This is a genomic window from Paenibacillus sp. FSL E2-0190 (assembly GCF_037992965.1).
GTDB classification, from domain to species: Bacteria; Bacillota; Bacilli; order Paenibacillales; family Paenibacillaceae; genus Paenibacillus_AQ; species Paenibacillus_AQ odorifer.
In genome coordinates this window covers 1460286-1477027 of sequence record NZ_CP150306.1, presented here as the reverse complement: position 1 = coordinate 1477027, position 16742 = coordinate 1460286, and the positions used below count along the sequence as shown (strand labels likewise).

The following is a 16742-nucleotide window of genomic DNA, read 5'->3' as shown; positions in this document are numbered from 1 at the left end:
ATGCCCAAAAAATTAGTAATAAACTTATGCCTTTTGTTGCAGGCGTAGACGGCGCTGACTCATCACAGCTAACCTTTTTTTCAATTCCCGTTCCCACTTGGTATCCTCAATCTGTTTGGCTACAGCTAGCAGGTCAAGCGCCATATCGATCTGATTGCGTACAACGGCTAGAGGATCTTCACTCTCGACGTTAATGACGTTCTCGAATATTGCAGTTTCGTCTTCCATGACATAGTCCTGAAAGTCCACGTCGGTAACACCATCTCCATGTGCATATTCCGCTAAGATCTCATATTCATTCTCGACCTTGTAGTGAACCTCCACACGATGACATACCGGACAAAAAAGCAGGGGAACATTATGGACTTGCGTGCGATAATGTTTTAGGGTCCCCTTTGTTCCTACCATACTCGCTCCACAGCAAAAGCTCATATTTGTTCGCCCTCCTTAGAAATAACCCTTTGATTGTTTATTATTGTATTACATTACCCCAATGGAGATTCCTCCACTCGAGGACATAATATAACTTTTCGCGCCTATTTTCAAATCTATTTAGATATACAAGATCTTTTGGAGCAAAAAACCCCCTTACAGAAAATTTTCTGCAAGGAGGTAGAAATCAGAATATCAAGGATCACTATGATAACGGTCTAAAATTTACAGATTCTTATCTCCCGGCTTCCAGTTCATTGGGCATAAACCACCAGATTGCAAGGCTTGCAGAACACGAAGTGTTTCTTCCACGCTGCGGCCTACATCATTGTGGTTAACGACTTGATATTTCAATTCGCCTTCAGGATCGATTATGAACAAACCACGCAATGCGATACCTTCTTCTTCAATCAGAATGCCATAGTCTTTAGAGACTTGTTTCGTAATATCAGCTGCAAGCGGGAAATTCAAACGACCCAGGCCATTAGAATCCTTAGGGGTATTGATCCAAGCTTTGTGGCTGTGGATCGAATCGATGCTTGCGCCAAGAATCGCTGTATCAAGTGCTTCAAACTGTGCTGCTGCGTCACTGAGAGCTGTGATTTCAGTTGGACATACAAATGTGAAATCAAGCGGATAGAAGAAGAATACAAGCCATTTGCCACGATAATCAGACAAGCTTACTTTACCAAAATCCTTACCATCACCTGATACGGTTTCCATAGTAAAATCGGGAGCCGGTCTACCTACTAAACGTTCCGCCATTGCTAGAATCCTCCCTCTGATTATGTAAGAAAAAGTACCATTTGTATCTCTCAATATACTGAAATATATTGAAATTTGCAGAAATCGATAATATCTTGTCTACTAAACAAATGGTATCATCGCACAAAATCAAAGTCAAGATTAGATCAATTATTTATTTGTAATAATTATAAACTAATAATTAAGCTGTGCGGATTGCTGCAACAATCAGGTCGCCCATTTCAGTTGTACTGATCGCTTTGCTCTTATCCACGGCGATATCACTTGTACGGTGCCCTGCATCCAATACTGCAGCAACTGCAGCTTCGATTGCAGCAGCAGCATCCTCATAACCAAAGGTTAAGCGGAACATAAGGGCCAGCGACAAGATTGTTGCGATCGGGTTCGCAAGCCCTTGTCCGGCAATATCAGGAGCAGAGCCGTGAACGGGCTCGTAGAGACCATAGTTGCCGTCACCCATCGAAGCCGAAGCAAGCATACCGATAGAACCTGTCAGCATAGCAGCCTCGTCGCTCAGGATATCACCAAACATGTTCTCAGTAACGATAACGTCAAAGCTAGATGGACGGCGCAGCAACTGCATTGCGCAGTTATCAACCAGTACATGCTCTACCTCTACCTCCGGATATTCTGGAGCGATCTTATTCACAACCTCACGCCACAAACGTGAAGTTTCAAGTACATTCGCTTTATCAACACTCGCCAGTTTATTGCGGCGCTTGCCGGCAATTTCAAAAGCTTGGCGGACAATTCGTTCTACTTCCATTACGTTATATACACAGGTGTCCACAGCTTCTTCACCATGTTCTCCTTGACGGCGCAATTTATCTCCGAAATAAATCCCGCCAGTCAGTTCGCGAACTACCATAAGATCTGTGCCTTCCAGGACTTCAGGCTTCAAAGTCGAAGCATCCTTAAGACAGTCAAATACGACAGCTGGACGCAGGTTGGAGAACAACCCCAGTGCTTTGCGAATTCCGAGCAGTCCGGTTTCAGGACGAAGTTCCTTTGGATTATTATCCCATTTCGGTCCACCAACAGCACCCAATAACACAGCATCTGCGCTACGACAGATTTCAAGTGTATCTTCCGGCAGCGGAGTGCCCTTCTCGTCTATAGCGATACCGCCAAATAATGCATGCTCTGTTTCAAAGGCATAACCGAATACTTCTTCTGTTACTTTCAATACTTTTTCCGCTTCTGCTACAACTTCTGGTCCAATACCGTCCCCTGCGATAACGGCGATTTTTTTAACTTCACTCATCTCAGTCACTCCTCAAGTTTTCTGCTCTAACAGACATAGTTCTTCTTTATATTGTTGTATCATACCCAGTCGTAAAGGACAAAGATATAGATTCTATTGAACTGATAGGTATAGCCTATAAACAGTGAGAATCAGAACACCACCGTGAATGCTGAGCATATTTGCTCTTAGTTCTGAAGATGTTTACAATTACTATGAAGTCATCTATCAAAGGAGTGAATGCGAAGTGCATTATACAAAGCTTGGCAAATCCGGCATGAAGGTCAGTCGCCTATGTCTAGGAACGATGAATTTTGGCCCACAGACGGATGAAAAAGAAGCCTTCCGCATCATGGACGCTGCACTGGATGCAGGTGTTAATTTTTTTGATACCGCTAACATTTACGGCTGGGGCGAAAATTCTGGCCTGACTGAAACCATTATCGGACGCTGGTTTAAACAAGGCGGCGGGCGGCGGGAAAAGGTTGTACTAGCCACCAAAGTTTATGGAGCCATGAATGATAAGCTTGATGGTCCTAATGATGAAGAAGGATTATCCTCATATATCATTCGCCGCCATCTTGAAGGGTCCCTGCAGCGTCTTCAGACCGATCATATTGAATTGTACCAGATGCATCATATAGACCACAGTACGTCCTGGGAAGAGCTCTGGGGGGCTTTCGAGCTGGCTGTGAGTCAAGGCAAGATTGGTTATGTCGGTTCCAGTAACTTTGCAGGCTGGGATATCGCCATAGCACAACAAGAAGCAAAGGCTCGTGGTTTTCTTGGACTAGTCTCAGAGCAGCATAAATACAGTCTGACCTGTCGGCTTCCTGAACTTGAAGTTTTGCCAGCCGCTCGCCATCTGGGGCTAGGTATTATTCCTTGGAGTCCACTCGATGGAGGTCTTCTCGGAAGAAATGCACTCAAAAAAATAGAGGGCAGCCGAAGTGGCGGAAATGCAGATCGTGTAGAGCAGCACAAGAGCCAGCTTGAGGCTTTTTCCAGCTTATGTATGGAGCTAGGAGAACCACAGGATAATGTCGCTCTTGCTTGGCTACTGGCTAATCCTGCTGTAACAGCTCCTATTATCGGCCCCCGCACACTGGAGCAATTCGAGAGTGCGCTGCGCAGTCTTGAGATTGTACTAGATGAAGCTGTGCTTAAACGACTAGATGAAATATTCCCTGGACCTGGCGGTGAAGCCCCTAAAGCCTATGCTTGGTAGGTAAGTTCTATCATAAAAGGAGCTGAGGCCTCAGCAGAATCCATTCGCTGAAGCCTCAGCTCCCTTTTACTCATACTTATTCAGCTGTGTCCACGGTCACACTTCCATTACTCGTGCTTAAATCCACAGTATACGTAGCTTTACCAAGCACAGCGGTACCATAGCTATCGCCGTCCCGATCCCAGGGTACATTCCCCTTCAGCGAGCCATTACTTGTATCTGCAATAATCTTCGCATCCGACACGGCCGGTAAGCCCACTATAATCTTTCCGTTACTGGATGTACATTTCCAGTTTCCGGTCACTGCTGAGTTTATAGTAATTTTGCCATTGCTGCTCTTGGCTGACAACGCCCCATCAATGTTATCCAATACTATGGCTCCATTAGAGCTCACAAGTTCAACTTCACCTTGGATATTCTGTACGGATAGTGACCCATTGCTGGTATGCGCATCCACTTCGCCGACAATATCATGAATATTTAATGCACCATTACTTGTCTCAACCTCTATACCTGACTTAAGATTCCAGGCTTCTATAGAGCCATCACTTGTCTCAACCTCAACAGCAAGGTTATTGGGTGCACTTATATTTAAATAAGGACTTTTGGTATTGAATCCAAACTGAATGTTAGAGAACCAATTATGATCGGTATCGAGCTCCATAATCAGTGTATCTCCTTCAGTACTAACCTTCCATTTCTTTTCTAATGCACTTTCAGCATCACTTTGCGATTTTCCAGGCAGCAGTAAACTTCCCTCATAATCCAAAGAGCTTCCAGCTACACCCTCAACCTTTACTTTTCCACTTGGAAGTACGATTTTGAGCGTCGTAATATTCTCTTTCACTTCCACATTCCCACTAAGCGGAGTTAGATGTGTATTACCGATCAGATTGCTGAGTGAACCTCCGGCCATTACTGTCTGAGCACCACTTGCTCCGATCAGCACAATAATTAACAGGATGGCCCAGCCGCTTACACGGCTTTTGACATCGGATTTGATAAAAAGTCTAATCAACATCTCAAGTCCGAATAAGACCAACAACGCCGGCCATAAAAAACCAAGCACCTCATAGCTGATCATATCATACTGAGCCATCACGATAATGACACCAAGGGCAATGCAGCCCAAGGCTGCTGTGAAACTTCCTATTTTCCATCTCCCCATAGTTAAATCCCCGTTTCTTATGCTCTCGTATTGTTCCTTAACATCTTCAGTCCGTACGCAATCAGACCCACTGATAATAAGATCGTACCGATGTTGATCTCAGTCAGCATATCCCAAAGGGTAGGGAAAGCTGTGATTACCAACATAAGGAACCCAGCAACAACACAGCCGATTCCCACCCAAGCTGGATTGATCTCTTCATGTGGATATCCAGGCATAGAGGACATCCCCATGGTCCAAGGGGCTCCGAAGCTGTCTGGATGAAACATCATTCGTTCGTGTTCAGCAGCAGTTATTTTCATCCAAGCCGCCTTCTGCAGGGCATCAAACAACTGATAAAACCACAGCGCCGCCAGGGCAAACGGGAAGATCAAGGGCTCGGACGGAATAAACATTATACATAAGGAGGCCCCGATCATAAACTGTAAACCCTGCTTTTTAAAGCCTAAGTACAAATGACCTACTCCAGGTATCATAGCCAGCATAAAAGTGAGCCAACGTCTCTTCTTAATCATAATACATCCTCCTAAAATTTGGGTAGCAAAACTTTAGCCAATTTAAACATCTATTGATGATCAATTATTTTATTACTATCTCCCAAAGCCACCAAACCACTGGGTTACTGAATTCGACATATGGCCGTTTATTTCGGTAATGCCATAGGCTAAATTCTCAAATACCCCAAACTGCAACAATAACAAACTGAGGCAAGCAGCCACTCCATAATGAATCCATGAGGTTTTTGGGGCAGAACGACGTCTTACATTGGTTGCCTTAGTCGCTCGTGATCTGCGCCCTGTTTCGAGCTGCTCAATATGTGTCATAACATCTGCTGCGAGATCCGGGAAGTCCATCTGCGCCTGCAACTGTTCTCTGTCAGCATCCATTTCCGACCACAGCTCCGACATTGCTTTGGCTTCCTCCAGCCACTCTGCGCAATCAGGACATGACTCTATGTGCAATCGGATACTCAGCTCCATCTCTGGAGACAGTAGGCCGTCTATATAATGTGGCATCCATTCCTTCACTATTGCACAATTCATCGCCATTCCTCCCTTTGTTTACGCATCATCTGTCTGGCTCGATAAAGCTGCGATTCGATTGTTTTCACGGAAACTCCCTTTTGCTCTGCAATCTCTTGATAGGAATTGCGCTGAAAATAGTACAGCTGGACGACCGACCGGTACGGTTCCGCCAGACTGTTCACATTCTCTCCTAATTCAGCTGATGTTTCCTGCTCAAGTACCTCATGCTCCGGAGTTTGAGACGTTACCCAATCATTTTCTGTGTAATCAGCTGCACTTCGGTACTTCCACTCCCTATCGTTGGCCCGTTTCCAGTCCAGACAGGTTCGGTAGGCAATCCGATACAGCCATGTCGAGAAGGAGGATTGTCCTCTGAAAGAGGGGAGCGCTTTATATGCTTTTATAAAAACCTCCTGGGCCATATCTTTGGCCGATTCGGCTTCTCCTGTGATTTTGACACATACTCTGTATACCATGCCTTGGTAACGTGTCACCAAATGCCCAAAGGCTTGATGTTGACCGTTCAGCACAGCAGCAATCCATTCTGCCTCTTCCAGCTTTCTCCCCTCCTTCACCTTCATAACGTTAGACGCCAACCAATCGTTCTCCCCTGCAACCTATACATAAATTTTTTTGGATTTTTTGAAATAGGCTGAAGAGAGGAATATATAGTTTGTTGTCGAATAATGTTTAACTACTATGACTAAAAGAAAACTCTTCTTAATTATCGCATTGTTTCTTATTATACTCACTGGATTCCGTATCCTATGGGTAAAGATTTCTCCGCACACCACACAACCACCACTGATCAATGGTGTGTTGGATTTACGGGATAAACAATGGAATCAGGACAAACTCCTTATTTTAAGTGGGCAGTGGGAGTTCTATCCGGGTATGCTGCTTCCTTCATTCAACGAACAATCTGTAACTGCTGCTCCTGCAAAATATATACAAGTCCCGGGGAACTGGAAAGATGCCCTTAGCGATAGCGATAAATCTGCTTATGGCTACGGCTCCTATCGGCTACGTGTCCTAACAGATAATCATAAGAAGCAATCCTATAGTCTTCTAATTTCCGGAGCTCGGTCCTCTTCAGAAGTGTATATCAACGGTGAACGGCTGGACAGCTCTGGCACTCCTGCTGAGAGTAAAGAACACTATATTCCGTACATACTGCCTTATTCAGTATCCTTTACAACCGATAAAAGTGAACTTGAAATTGTGATCCATGTAGCCAACTATTCCTTTTCCCAAACGGGAGGAATTTCTAAAACGATTGTATTTGGCAGCGAAAAAGCTTTAACACAGGAAAGACTGCTCTCTATTAGCCTACAGTTGCTATTATGTGTTGTTCTAATACTGCACGCTGTATATGCTGTTATTTTATATATAATTGGGCTGCGGCAAAAGATGTTGATCTATTTTTTTCTACTGGTAATATCCGCTATAACTACCGTACTCATAGATGATGACAGGCTTCTATTGCACGTATTTCCCTTGAACTATCAATGGAATTTCAAACTATTTTACATCTCTTATATTGCTGTATTTATTTTTATCCTGCAGACAAGCAAACATCTTTTGTTCACGGATTTAAAAATAAAAAGTATTCGTATCCTAACCATCCTGTCCGTAGTAGACATCCTGTTCATATTATTTGGACCCGTTGTTCACTATTATGAATTTCACACACTGATTTTCGGCATAAATTTATTAGTTTTAGCATTAGGTGTCCTAATTCTTTTTCTGAGATCTATTGTTAAAAATTACGAAGGCTCTATTTTCCTGTTGTTATCTATGTTTGCCATCGTTAACAGCACACTTTGGGGAATGTTCAAGAATTATAACTGGGTTAACGTTACCTATTATCCTTTTGATCTAATTATCGCCTTTTTGTGCTTTGCGACTTTTGGATTTAAGCGATATCACTGGAATACCAAGGAGACAGAAAAACTGGCGCACAGCCTGCAGAGAAGTGTTACACAAAAGGATGCTTTTTTGGCTAACACCTCACATGAATTAAAAAATCCGCTGTACAGTATCATTAACATTGCCGAAACTGTCCTGGACAGCGAGCGTGACACTGTAACGCATCAAAATGCTGAGAATTTAAAACTGCTCATTACCGTTGGAAGACGTATGTCTCTTCTGGTAGACGATCTGCTGGATCAATCCCAGCTCCGTGAAAGCAATATACAATTGCAGCTCAGAGAACTTAAGATCCAATCCTTCGCAGTGGGTGTGCTTGATATGCTCAAATTCTTAACGGAAGGGAAATCTTTAACCTTAATCTCAGAAATACCAGATTCATTCCCTTCTATTGTGGCTGATGAAAAAAGACTCATTCAGATCTTGTTCAATCTGCTTCAAAATGCTGTTAAATATACGACTGTAGGCACGATAAGAATCCATGCAGATATTCATAAAAAATCGGCGCAGATTCATATTACGGATACGGGTCTTGGCATGAACGAGGAGACGTTGCTCAGAGCTTTCCAGCCCTATGAACAGGGCGATTCCAGCATGAACGAAGTTAGCGGTGGCATCGGGCTTGGATTAAGCACCAGCAAGCAGTTAGTTGAACTTCACGGCGGGAAAATAAGTGTAGTCTCTACACTTGGAGAAGGTACTACCTTTACATTCACAATGCCATTATACGATTCAACCAGCCGGGTATTGAGTTCAGAACTGCCCTCTATAACTGAATTCTCAGACACGCCATCTATGATCACTTTATCCAAATTAACCGCACCGGGTATCGTTTCATCAGACCATGGAAGGAGACCCAAGCTTCTGGCTGTAGATGATGATCCGGTTAATCTAAAAATACTTACCAACGTACTTTCCATCAAGGACTATGAAATCGTTACGGTGACCAGCGGAAACGATGCTTTACTATTGCTGGATACCGTTCAGTGGGATTTAATTATTACAGATGTAATGATGCCACAAATGTCCGGGTATGAGCTGGCGCATAGAATTCGTGAACGTTACACCATTGCTGAGCTTCCCATTCTGCTTCTGACGGCACGAGGCCAAGCGGAAGATATTTATACCGGTTTTATTTCAGGTGCAAATGACTATGTAATGAAGCCTATGAATGCAATAGAGCTGAAGGCCCGTGTACGCTCCTTAACAGATCTAAAACAGTCCGTAAACGAACGGCTTCGTGTGGAAGCTGCCTATCTTCAAGCGCAAATACAACCACATTTCTTGTTCAACACATTAAATTCAATATCCGCGCTGGCTTCTTTTGATATTAATAGAATGAGTCACCTTGTGGATGCCTTCAGCTCTTATTTGCGTTTAAGCTTCAATTTCCTGAATGCTGAGCCTATGATACCGATTGAACGAGAGCTTGAGCTTGTTCATGCCTACCTCTACATAGAGAAGGAGCGCTTTGAAGATAGGATGACCATTCTTTGGGATTATGAGGAAAGCTTGCATTTTCAGCTGCCGCCTCTGACTATACAGCCACTGGTTGAAAATGCTGTCCGGCATGGTATTTTGAGTCGCTCCCAAGGAGGAACGGTGTCCATAACCATCAAGGAACAAGCTGGCGATATTGAAATCACGATATCAGACAATGGCCAAGGTATGAAAAACGAACAACTCCAGCAGTTGCTCAGCAATCCGTCTAATGATGAAAGAGGAATCGGATTTTTAAATACACATAAACGGCTGCTGCGGGTCTACGGAAAAGGGCTGCAGATTAAAAGCTCCGAAGGGAAAGGAACTTCTGTGAGTTTTATTATTCCTTCTGACAAAAAAAATCCGCTTCGAAAACTTTCTGATTAACAGACAAACTATTGTGAACCGAAATATCAAGTAAGGATTCGACGTATTTTGGCTAAAATACTATATCTGAGTGGTGATTAATAATGATTCAGGCAATATTAGTTGACGATGAACGGCTTGCCCTTGTGAAATTAGAGTTTATGTTAAAAAAAATACCATCTTTACATATAGCCGCTTCCTATACGGACCCCTCACAGGCCATTCTAGAGGCTCCGTCTTATCATCCTGACGTTATTTTTATTGATATTGAAATGCCTGAAATTAATGGTCTTCAAGCTGCGGAGATGCTCCAAGAGGCCTGTCCAAATGCAAATATTATCTTCGTTACCGCGTATAACCATTATGCTGTGGAGGCTTTTGAGATTAATGCGCTCGATTATATTTTGAAGCCTGTGCGAAATGACCGACTATTGAAAGCTGTCCAGCGGTTAGAAGAAAGATTGTCACTTGCACCAAAACTCATAATTGCAAAAGAAGAGGTAACCATTCGTTGTCTTCAATCGCTTCGTTTTGAACGAGGCGGACAATCTCTGAATAATCTGCGTTGGAGAACCTCTAAGGCCCAAGAGTTATTTGCCTTTTTGCTCCATAATCGCAACCGCTTCGTAAGTAAAGACATGCTGATTGAACTGCTGTGGCCAGACTTCAATCTGAAAAAGGCCTCTACCCATCTCTATACAACAATTTATCAAGTCCGGCAATGCTTAAAGCAGAATGAAGTCGACCTGCATATCAGCAACCTTAGCGGGGGGGAAGGCTATACCCTTGAAACCGGATCAATGTTGATTGATGTAGATAAGTGGGAACAGGGTATCCTGGCTCTGGAAACCATCAGTGAAGTTAATTGTGCGGAGCATCAAGTTTTATTCGAGCTTTATTCTGGAGATTACTATGACGATTATGATTATTTATGGGCTGAAAGTGAGCGGCAACGCCTTCGTACCATTTGGCTGCACCATGCAATGGGCATAGCCCAATTTTATATAGAAAGCAACAGAATTGCCGAGGCCGTTACTGTCTATCAACGAGTAGTGCAGCTACAGCCTTATTTTGAACAAGGGCATTTAGGATTAATGAAGGTCTACGACAGCATTGGAGAACGTTCCGCTGTGGAAGAGCAGTACAAGCTGCTCAAGGATTTGTTCCAGCAGGAGCTTAACATTAATCTTCCAGCCAGCGTTGAGCAATGGTACGAGCAATGGGAACAGCTTAACCATAGAGTGCGATGAGCTAAATAACCTATCAAGACATAATAAAGACACCCGGATAAAACCGGGTGTCTTTATTATTACCTTCCTAGTTATTACGTTTGAATCGTCTTGTTAATACAAACCCTAAAAGCACCAGACTTCCACCAGCCAAGTAGATCGGAAACGCGCTGTCTTCTCCTGTTTTCGGAAGCTGAGTCGGTTTATTGCTGTTATTTCCTGGCTCAGTAACTGTACCCTTTGGTACTTCCTCCACATCAATCTCTATGAGGATTTCTTCTTCATTTCCATTCTCATCTGTAACAATAATGGTGAACTTATCTTTACCAATATAGCCCGGATCAGGTGTGTAGACCCATTTGCCATCCTTAGTAATAATTACTTTACCATGTCCCGGCTCATCTCCCAAGCTTGGCACTCCCCCAAGTGGAATTTCACCTTCAATAGGAACATCTTCATTGGTAATCTCTTTCTGCACAGGTGGAGTTACCTGCGGAACAACAGGCGTACTAGTTGCCACAGGCTGGCTTGGAGTAGCTGTTGGCGTAACCGTTGGCGTTGCCGTCGACACTGGCGTTACCATCGGTGTTGGCGAAGGTGTTGCCACCACAACTGGTGTTGCTGTTGGTGTAGAAGTAACGACTACTTCCGGAGTCGGTGATGGTGTCCAGATAGGACCTGTCGGTTCCTCTGGAGTAGACGTTGGTGTTGCTGTCGGCGTCGACGTTGGTGTTGCTGTCGGTGTCGACGTTGGCGTTGCTGTTGGCGTCGACGTTGGTGTTGCTGTCGGCGTCGACGTTGGTGTTGCTGTCGGTGTCGACGTTGGTGTTGCTGTCGGTGTCGACGTTGGTGTTGCTGTTGGCGTCGACGTTGGGGTTGCTGTCGGCGTCGACGTTGGTGTTGCTGTCGGTGTCGACGTTGGTGTTGCTGTTGGCGTTGGCGTTGGTGTTACCGTTGGTGCGGGCGTTACGGTCGGTATAGGCGTTGCTGTTGGTGTCGGAACTTTGTTTTTTACCTCAAGGCTTATCCCTGCCGTCGAAGAAATAGTCACTTCATGTGGTGTTTGATCAAGAACATAACCAGCAGGCGCTGTTTTCTCAATTAATATATATTTCCCACCTGTTAGTTTGGTAAATTCAAGTATCCCGTTTGTATCCGTAGTGCCTTCCTTAATCCAGATCTTATCGGCATCAACTACCCGATACAGATCAAAAACGGCCCCACTTAACACCTTACTCGTATTCCCGTCTTCTACTTTGGTAATCGTCAACGGTCCTCTTACGCCGCTTCCTGTGCCGGAGCCGCTAGAGAGCTTAACGATAATTTCCTCGGTGCTTACACCTGGAACTACCTTGATGTTTTTACCATCGAAACTAACCTTATTGGTTACCTTATCATTGTTTTGTGCTGTGATCAGGGAGTCATATTTCAAAATATAAGCTTCGGAAATATCCTTCAGGAAACTAAGCTTAAAGCTTTCTTTTCCGTCATTATCCGTAGTGATTTCCAGCTTATAATCTGTACCACTCACCAATTCTTGGTTGGTCGATGTTACATCCCCATTGCTTGCAACTTTCGTTTTGTAGACATGGAATGTATTGGACAGCAGGATTTGATTGTCGCTTGGAATATCCGTAATTACCGCTTCTTTTACAAAAGATTGGTTACGGTTGATGTAAACCGTCCAATGAATTTTATTGCCATCCTGCGCACCTTCTTTGTTAACGTATTCCCCGCCCTGAGGGATATTAACAGAAGCTTGCAGTTTAGCGGACTCTACTTTCGCACCGTCATATAAAGTAGCTGTATTTTTAATTTCATTTGAATCAATCGCTTGATCCGCGAACGTTGTTTTGAAAGTGACGTAGAACGCATAATTAATCGTTTTATTAAATGTCACCTTCAGCTCACTGCCATCCAGCTCCACTTTATAGTCCGCGGAATTCACACTAGCTTGAGGAGAAGGATTTCCATCCTTTCCATACTCCCATTTATTCACTTTCACAGAATCCATATTTACAACTTGGCCAGCTGAAATGGTATCAACCAGTTGAGCTTGGATTAACGTTTTCTGATTATAATTAGCCCCAATGTTCCAAGTGATTTCCTTAGTTACAGCATTGTAGGAACCACTCTTCTTCCCATTGTTTTTAACCTCATCTCTTGGATTAAAGGTTACGGTCGCTTCTTTATGCTTAGACTCCTGCACCCCATTAACCGTTTCTTTCCAATCGAGTGCACCTGTATTAGTGAATTGAGTTTTGCCCGGAGCCAGCCAATCATAGTTAAAGCTTGTTGTATAAGTAATTGTGTAAGGCTCATTTATCGGCGCATTAAAAGTAATCACAAATCCATCGTTTACTGCAACCGGATCATGCGCATTGTAAACAACACTATGGACGGTAGCAGTTCCACCTTTAGTTGGTTGAACCTTTAATGTACCCGGGACAAGCTTTAATCCAGCATTGCCAAAAGTATCTGTCACCACTAGATTTTCCATAGTCTTGCTGTCATCGTTAATTTGGATAGTCCAATCGAGGGTCTTAGTCGCATAATTAACGTTACTATAATTTTTATGGAGAATTTGCTGCTTGATATCACTGTAACCCGTTTCTGTTTTTCCATCATAAGTAATCTTGTTCGTAATCTGACCATCAACAAATACTCTGCCGTTTGCCTTTGTCTGATATTCAATACGGTAGGCAGAATTTATATCATTGTTAAATTTCAGATCAAAACCATTTAATCCCGTTACAGTTGTTGGAGTTATTGTATATTCGCTTGAAGCGATTTCCGCGCCTTTAACCCCGTTGCCATTACTGTCGATCGTTACAGGATAAACTTTAACCGAGTTGAGAATTAGATCTTGAGTGTTATTGAATGTATCCTTCAAAATAGCATTTGCCGCTGAAATTGTTTTTTCATTGTAATTGAAATTAACAGCCCAGGAAATCACCTGATTCGCTGCATCGTAATTGGTGGACTCTTTCGATAGTGGTTTGCCACGTCCTACTGTAACTGTAGTGCTAGCCTTTTCAGAAAATCCGTTATCTCCTGTTAAGACTGCCTCATTCAAAAAGGTTTTCGCATCTACACCAGTACCAGTAATATCCGTAGAGAAGCCAATCCGGTAAGCTTTAGTAAGCGGGTTATCCGCAAATTTCAGCTTTAACTCTCCCAAAGTGGATCCTGTCACATCATACTTGCTGCTGTCCACTAGATTGCCAAGACTCACAGTCCCATCGACCTTCACATCAAGCTCATAAACAGCAATAGATACCGTATTCAGTGATAATCCCACAGGAAGTGTGTCGGTGACAACTGCATTTTTTACGCTTTCCAGTGCCTTATTCACATCAACCGTCCAAGCGATGCTTGTTGGGTTATAATACTGCGGCTTAGGCGAACCGTCTTTTTCTATAGTAGAGCTAACCTTCGGCTTAAAATTAAGCTCAATAGTCTGAGTACCGCCTTGTATCGGGAAAATCAGGGTTTGCTTCGTGGAGCCTGTAATTTTCTTGGAGCTCAAAAGCGACCTTACGGAGAAAGTCCCTCCCACTTTATCGTGAGTTTCGATATAAGCATTAAATGTAAATACAACGCGGTTAGTATTTTTGTCGACGGTATAAGACCCTACAGGCTCATCGTCAAAAATAAGATCACCATTCAGATCGTTATAAAGTTCAAACTGTGTTGGAAGATCAAAGGTATAGGTGGACCCATCCTTATATCCATGCCCATCTGGAAGTGACCATGTATAGTTCAATTCCGAATAGGAATCAAGTTCATATACGCTTTCTGTAACCGTATTTGTGTATTTATCATCGGTGTATACAGCAAGCGTAACACTAGTAATGAGGTCATCTCCAATTACAGTACCGTTGCCACTCGCATATGCCTGCGAATTGACTCCAAAGCCAAAGCTGTAAGCCCATTGCGTCACAAGCAAGAATACTACGAGCAATGCGCTAATTTTCTTTTTTGATAACATTATTAAAAATGCCTCCTTTGTCACTCCGTTTATCGTGCTTTTCCTAAGCTTTATCCTTTGAATCCCGTACTCTACTCCCCCGCATTAACCTCCTTGACGCTTTCTCATGATATAAATTTGCAACCTAACAACTATTGTAAATAGTCCATCTATACATAATCTGAACAGCGTCCTATTGCAGTCTTGGAGATCTTTTTATTGCAAAAAAAAACAGGGATATGCGAAATAACTCGCATATCCCTGTCGTATTTACTACTTAGTGGAAAATAAAAATAAAATTGTACATCTTATAGACTAGCGTGATCACGTTTGGTGTAAGTCTTACGCTTCTCCAGAAGCTTGTTCAGCGCATCAATATAAGCGCGGGCACTTGCTTCTAGAATATCGGTGCTAAGTCCACGGCCTTGTGCAGCTACTTCTCCCTGCGAAAGCACCACATGAACCTCACCCTGCGCATCTTTACCACGGGAGACCGATTTAATCGAATAATCTCCAAGGGTAACTTCCTCATTCGTGGCTTTATCAATAGCATTGTAGATGGCATCTACTGAACCATTACCTTCGGCCTCAGCTACAATCGGCTGGTCTTCCGGACCCGCAATAATAACCTTGGCGGTTGGAACAGCTTCATTACCATAAGTAACGAACATCGTTTGCAGCTTAAAGACTTCTGGCGTATCAATTAATTTCTCTTCAATCAAAGCCAAAATGTCTTCATCTGATACTTCTTTTTTCTTATCTGCCAAATCCTTAAATCTAGAAAAAGCGGTGTTCAGCTCTTCTTCGGACAAATCATACCCAAGATCACTCAACTTATCGCGGAAAGCGTGCCGTCCAGAGTGTTTGCCGAGTACCAGCTTGCTCTCTTTAAGTCCAATAGTCTCCGGTGTCATGATCTCGTAGGTAGTTTTCTCTTTCAGCATCCCGTCCTGGTGAATACCCGATTCATGAGCAAATGCGTTAGCTCCTACAATCGCTTTATTCCCTGGAACCACCATACCTGTCAGCTTGCTGACCAGACGGCTTGTGCGAGAGATCTCGGATAACGTAAGCGATGTTTTTGCGCCAAAAAATTCAGCCCGTGTCTCAAGCGCTAGCGCAACTTCCTCAATCGCTGTGTTCCCGGCACGTTCACCGATACCGTTGATCGTTCCTTCGATCTGATCTGCACCATTCTGAATCGCAGCCAGCGTATTTGCTGTAGCCATACCAAGATCGTTATGACAATGGGCACTAAGCTGTACGCGTTCAATATCAGGCACATTCTCTTTTAGATATTTAAAGATAGCTCCGTACTCCGAAGGATTCAAATAACCTACAGTATCCGGGATATTAACAACATTAGCGCCTTCCCGGATAGCCATGCCGACCATTTCAGCCATGAAATCATACTCCGTACGTCCCGCGTCTTCTAATGAAAACTCGAGCTTAGGGAAATATTTTTTAGCGTATCGGATAGCAGACTGTGCAGTTTCCAGCACCTGAGCCTTATCCATCCGTAGCTTATGCTGGCGGTGAATAGGAGATGTAGCCAGAAAAATATGAATACAAGGGTCCTGCGCTCCCTGTAGTGCTTCTTTTACAGCATCAATATCTGTCTCTCTAGAACGAGAAAGGCCGATTACCGTGACGTTCTTCACAGCTCTTGCCACCGCATTAACAGAAGCTAGATCACCTGGAGAAGCTGCAGGAAAACCCGCTTCCATGCGATCAATTCCCAGCTTCTCTAACTGGTAAGCGATCTCCACTTTCTCACGCGTGTTGAGGTTCACACCTGGTGACTGCTCTCCATCTCGCAGTGTCGTATCGAACACATAAATTTTCCGCATGCTAAGCACCTCCCAAAAATTGTGCTGAAACTCTCAAATGCGGCTCGCAAAGTCA

The 16742-nt window shown here is 43.6% G+C and carries 12 protein-coding genes; 3 read left to right on the top strand and 9 right to left on the bottom strand.

The window, feature by feature from the left end; translation table 11 throughout:
• Positions 1-24: 24 nt before the first annotated feature.
• The 3 genes from NST25_RS06430 to leuB form a co-directional block, all read right to left on the bottom strand.
• Positions 25-432 carry a hypothetical protein gene (locus tag NST25_RS06430; RefSeq protein WP_036680100.1) on the bottom strand — a complete coding sequence of 136 codons (408 nt, stop codon included), beginning with the start codon at positions 430-432 and terminating at the stop codon, positions 25-27.
• A 225-nt stretch (positions 433-657) separates the two neighbouring features.
• Positions 658-1197 (bottom strand): peroxiredoxin, encoded by a 540-nt coding sequence (locus tag NST25_RS06425; RefSeq protein ID WP_036680102.1) that lies wholly within the window; start codon positions 1195-1197, stop codon positions 658-660.
• A 181-nt stretch (positions 1198-1378) separates the two neighbouring features.
• Positions 1379-2461 (bottom strand): 3-isopropylmalate dehydrogenase, encoded by a 1083-nt coding sequence (leuB, locus tag NST25_RS06420; RefSeq protein WP_076185413.1) that lies wholly within the window; start codon positions 2459-2461, stop codon positions 1379-1381.
• A gap of 226 nt (positions 2462-2687) precedes the next feature.
• Here leuB and NST25_RS06415 point away from each other — a divergent pair, with 226 nt between their 5' ends.
• Positions 2688-3668, top strand: coding sequence for an aldo/keto reductase (locus tag NST25_RS06415; protein ID WP_340393491.1), 981 nt, complete (start codon positions 2688-2690; stop codon positions 3666-3668).
• A 76-nt stretch (positions 3669-3744) separates the two neighbouring features.
• On the opposite strand, the gene NST25_RS06410 is transcribed toward NST25_RS06415, so the two are convergent.
• The 4 genes from NST25_RS06410 to NST25_RS06395 form a co-directional block, all read right to left on the bottom strand.
• The gene (locus tag NST25_RS06410; protein WP_076125478.1) at positions 3745-4836 is read right to left on the bottom strand and encodes a DUF5668 domain-containing protein; all 1092 of its coding nucleotides are present in this window, start codon (positions 4834-4836) and stop codon (positions 3745-3747) included.
• Positions 4837-4853: 17 nt separating this feature from the next.
• Positions 4854-5351 carry a hypothetical protein gene (locus NST25_RS06405; RefSeq protein ID WP_076125480.1) on the bottom strand — a complete coding sequence of 166 codons (498 nt, stop codon included), beginning with the start codon at positions 5349-5351 and terminating at the stop codon, positions 4854-4856.
• Between the two features lie 75 nt (positions 5352-5426).
• Entirely contained in the window at positions 5427-5879 is a 453-nt protein-coding gene (locus NST25_RS06400; protein ID WP_038569222.1) for a zf-HC2 domain-containing protein, read from the bottom strand.
• Positions 5876-6457, bottom strand: coding sequence for an RNA polymerase sigma factor (locus NST25_RS06395; RefSeq protein ID WP_076125482.1), 582 nt, complete (start codon positions 6455-6457; stop codon positions 5876-5878). Before NST25_RS06395 ends, NST25_RS06400 begins: the two co-directional genes overlap by 4 nt.
• 103 nt (positions 6458-6560) lie before the next feature.
• On the opposite strand from NST25_RS06395, the gene NST25_RS06390 reads away from it, so the two are divergent.
• Both NST25_RS06390 and NST25_RS06385 read left to right on the top strand, forming a co-directional pair.
• Positions 6561-9659, top strand: coding sequence for an ATP-binding protein (locus NST25_RS06390; protein WP_340393490.1), 3099 nt, complete (start codon positions 6561-6563; stop codon positions 9657-9659).
• An 83-nt stretch (positions 9660-9742) separates the two neighbouring features.
• Complete coding sequence (locus NST25_RS06385; protein ID WP_280752609.1) at positions 9743-10888, top strand: response regulator; 1146 nt, start codon at positions 9743-9745, stop codon at positions 10886-10888.
• Positions 10889-10955: 67 nt separating this feature from the next.
• Here the strand turns inward: NST25_RS06385 and NST25_RS06380 are convergent, their stop codons facing one another.
• Both NST25_RS06380 and NST25_RS06375 read right to left on the bottom strand, forming a co-directional pair.
• Positions 10956-14858 carry a collagen binding domain-containing protein gene (locus NST25_RS06380; protein ID WP_340393489.1) on the bottom strand — a complete coding sequence of 1301 codons (3903 nt, stop codon included), beginning with the start codon at positions 14856-14858 and terminating at the stop codon, positions 10956-10958.
• A gap of 287 nt (positions 14859-15145) precedes the next feature.
• Positions 15146-16687, bottom strand: coding sequence for a 2-isopropylmalate synthase (locus tag NST25_RS06375; RefSeq protein WP_038569217.1), 1542 nt, complete (start codon positions 16685-16687; stop codon positions 15146-15148).
• Between the last annotated feature and the right edge of the window lie 55 nt (positions 16688-16742).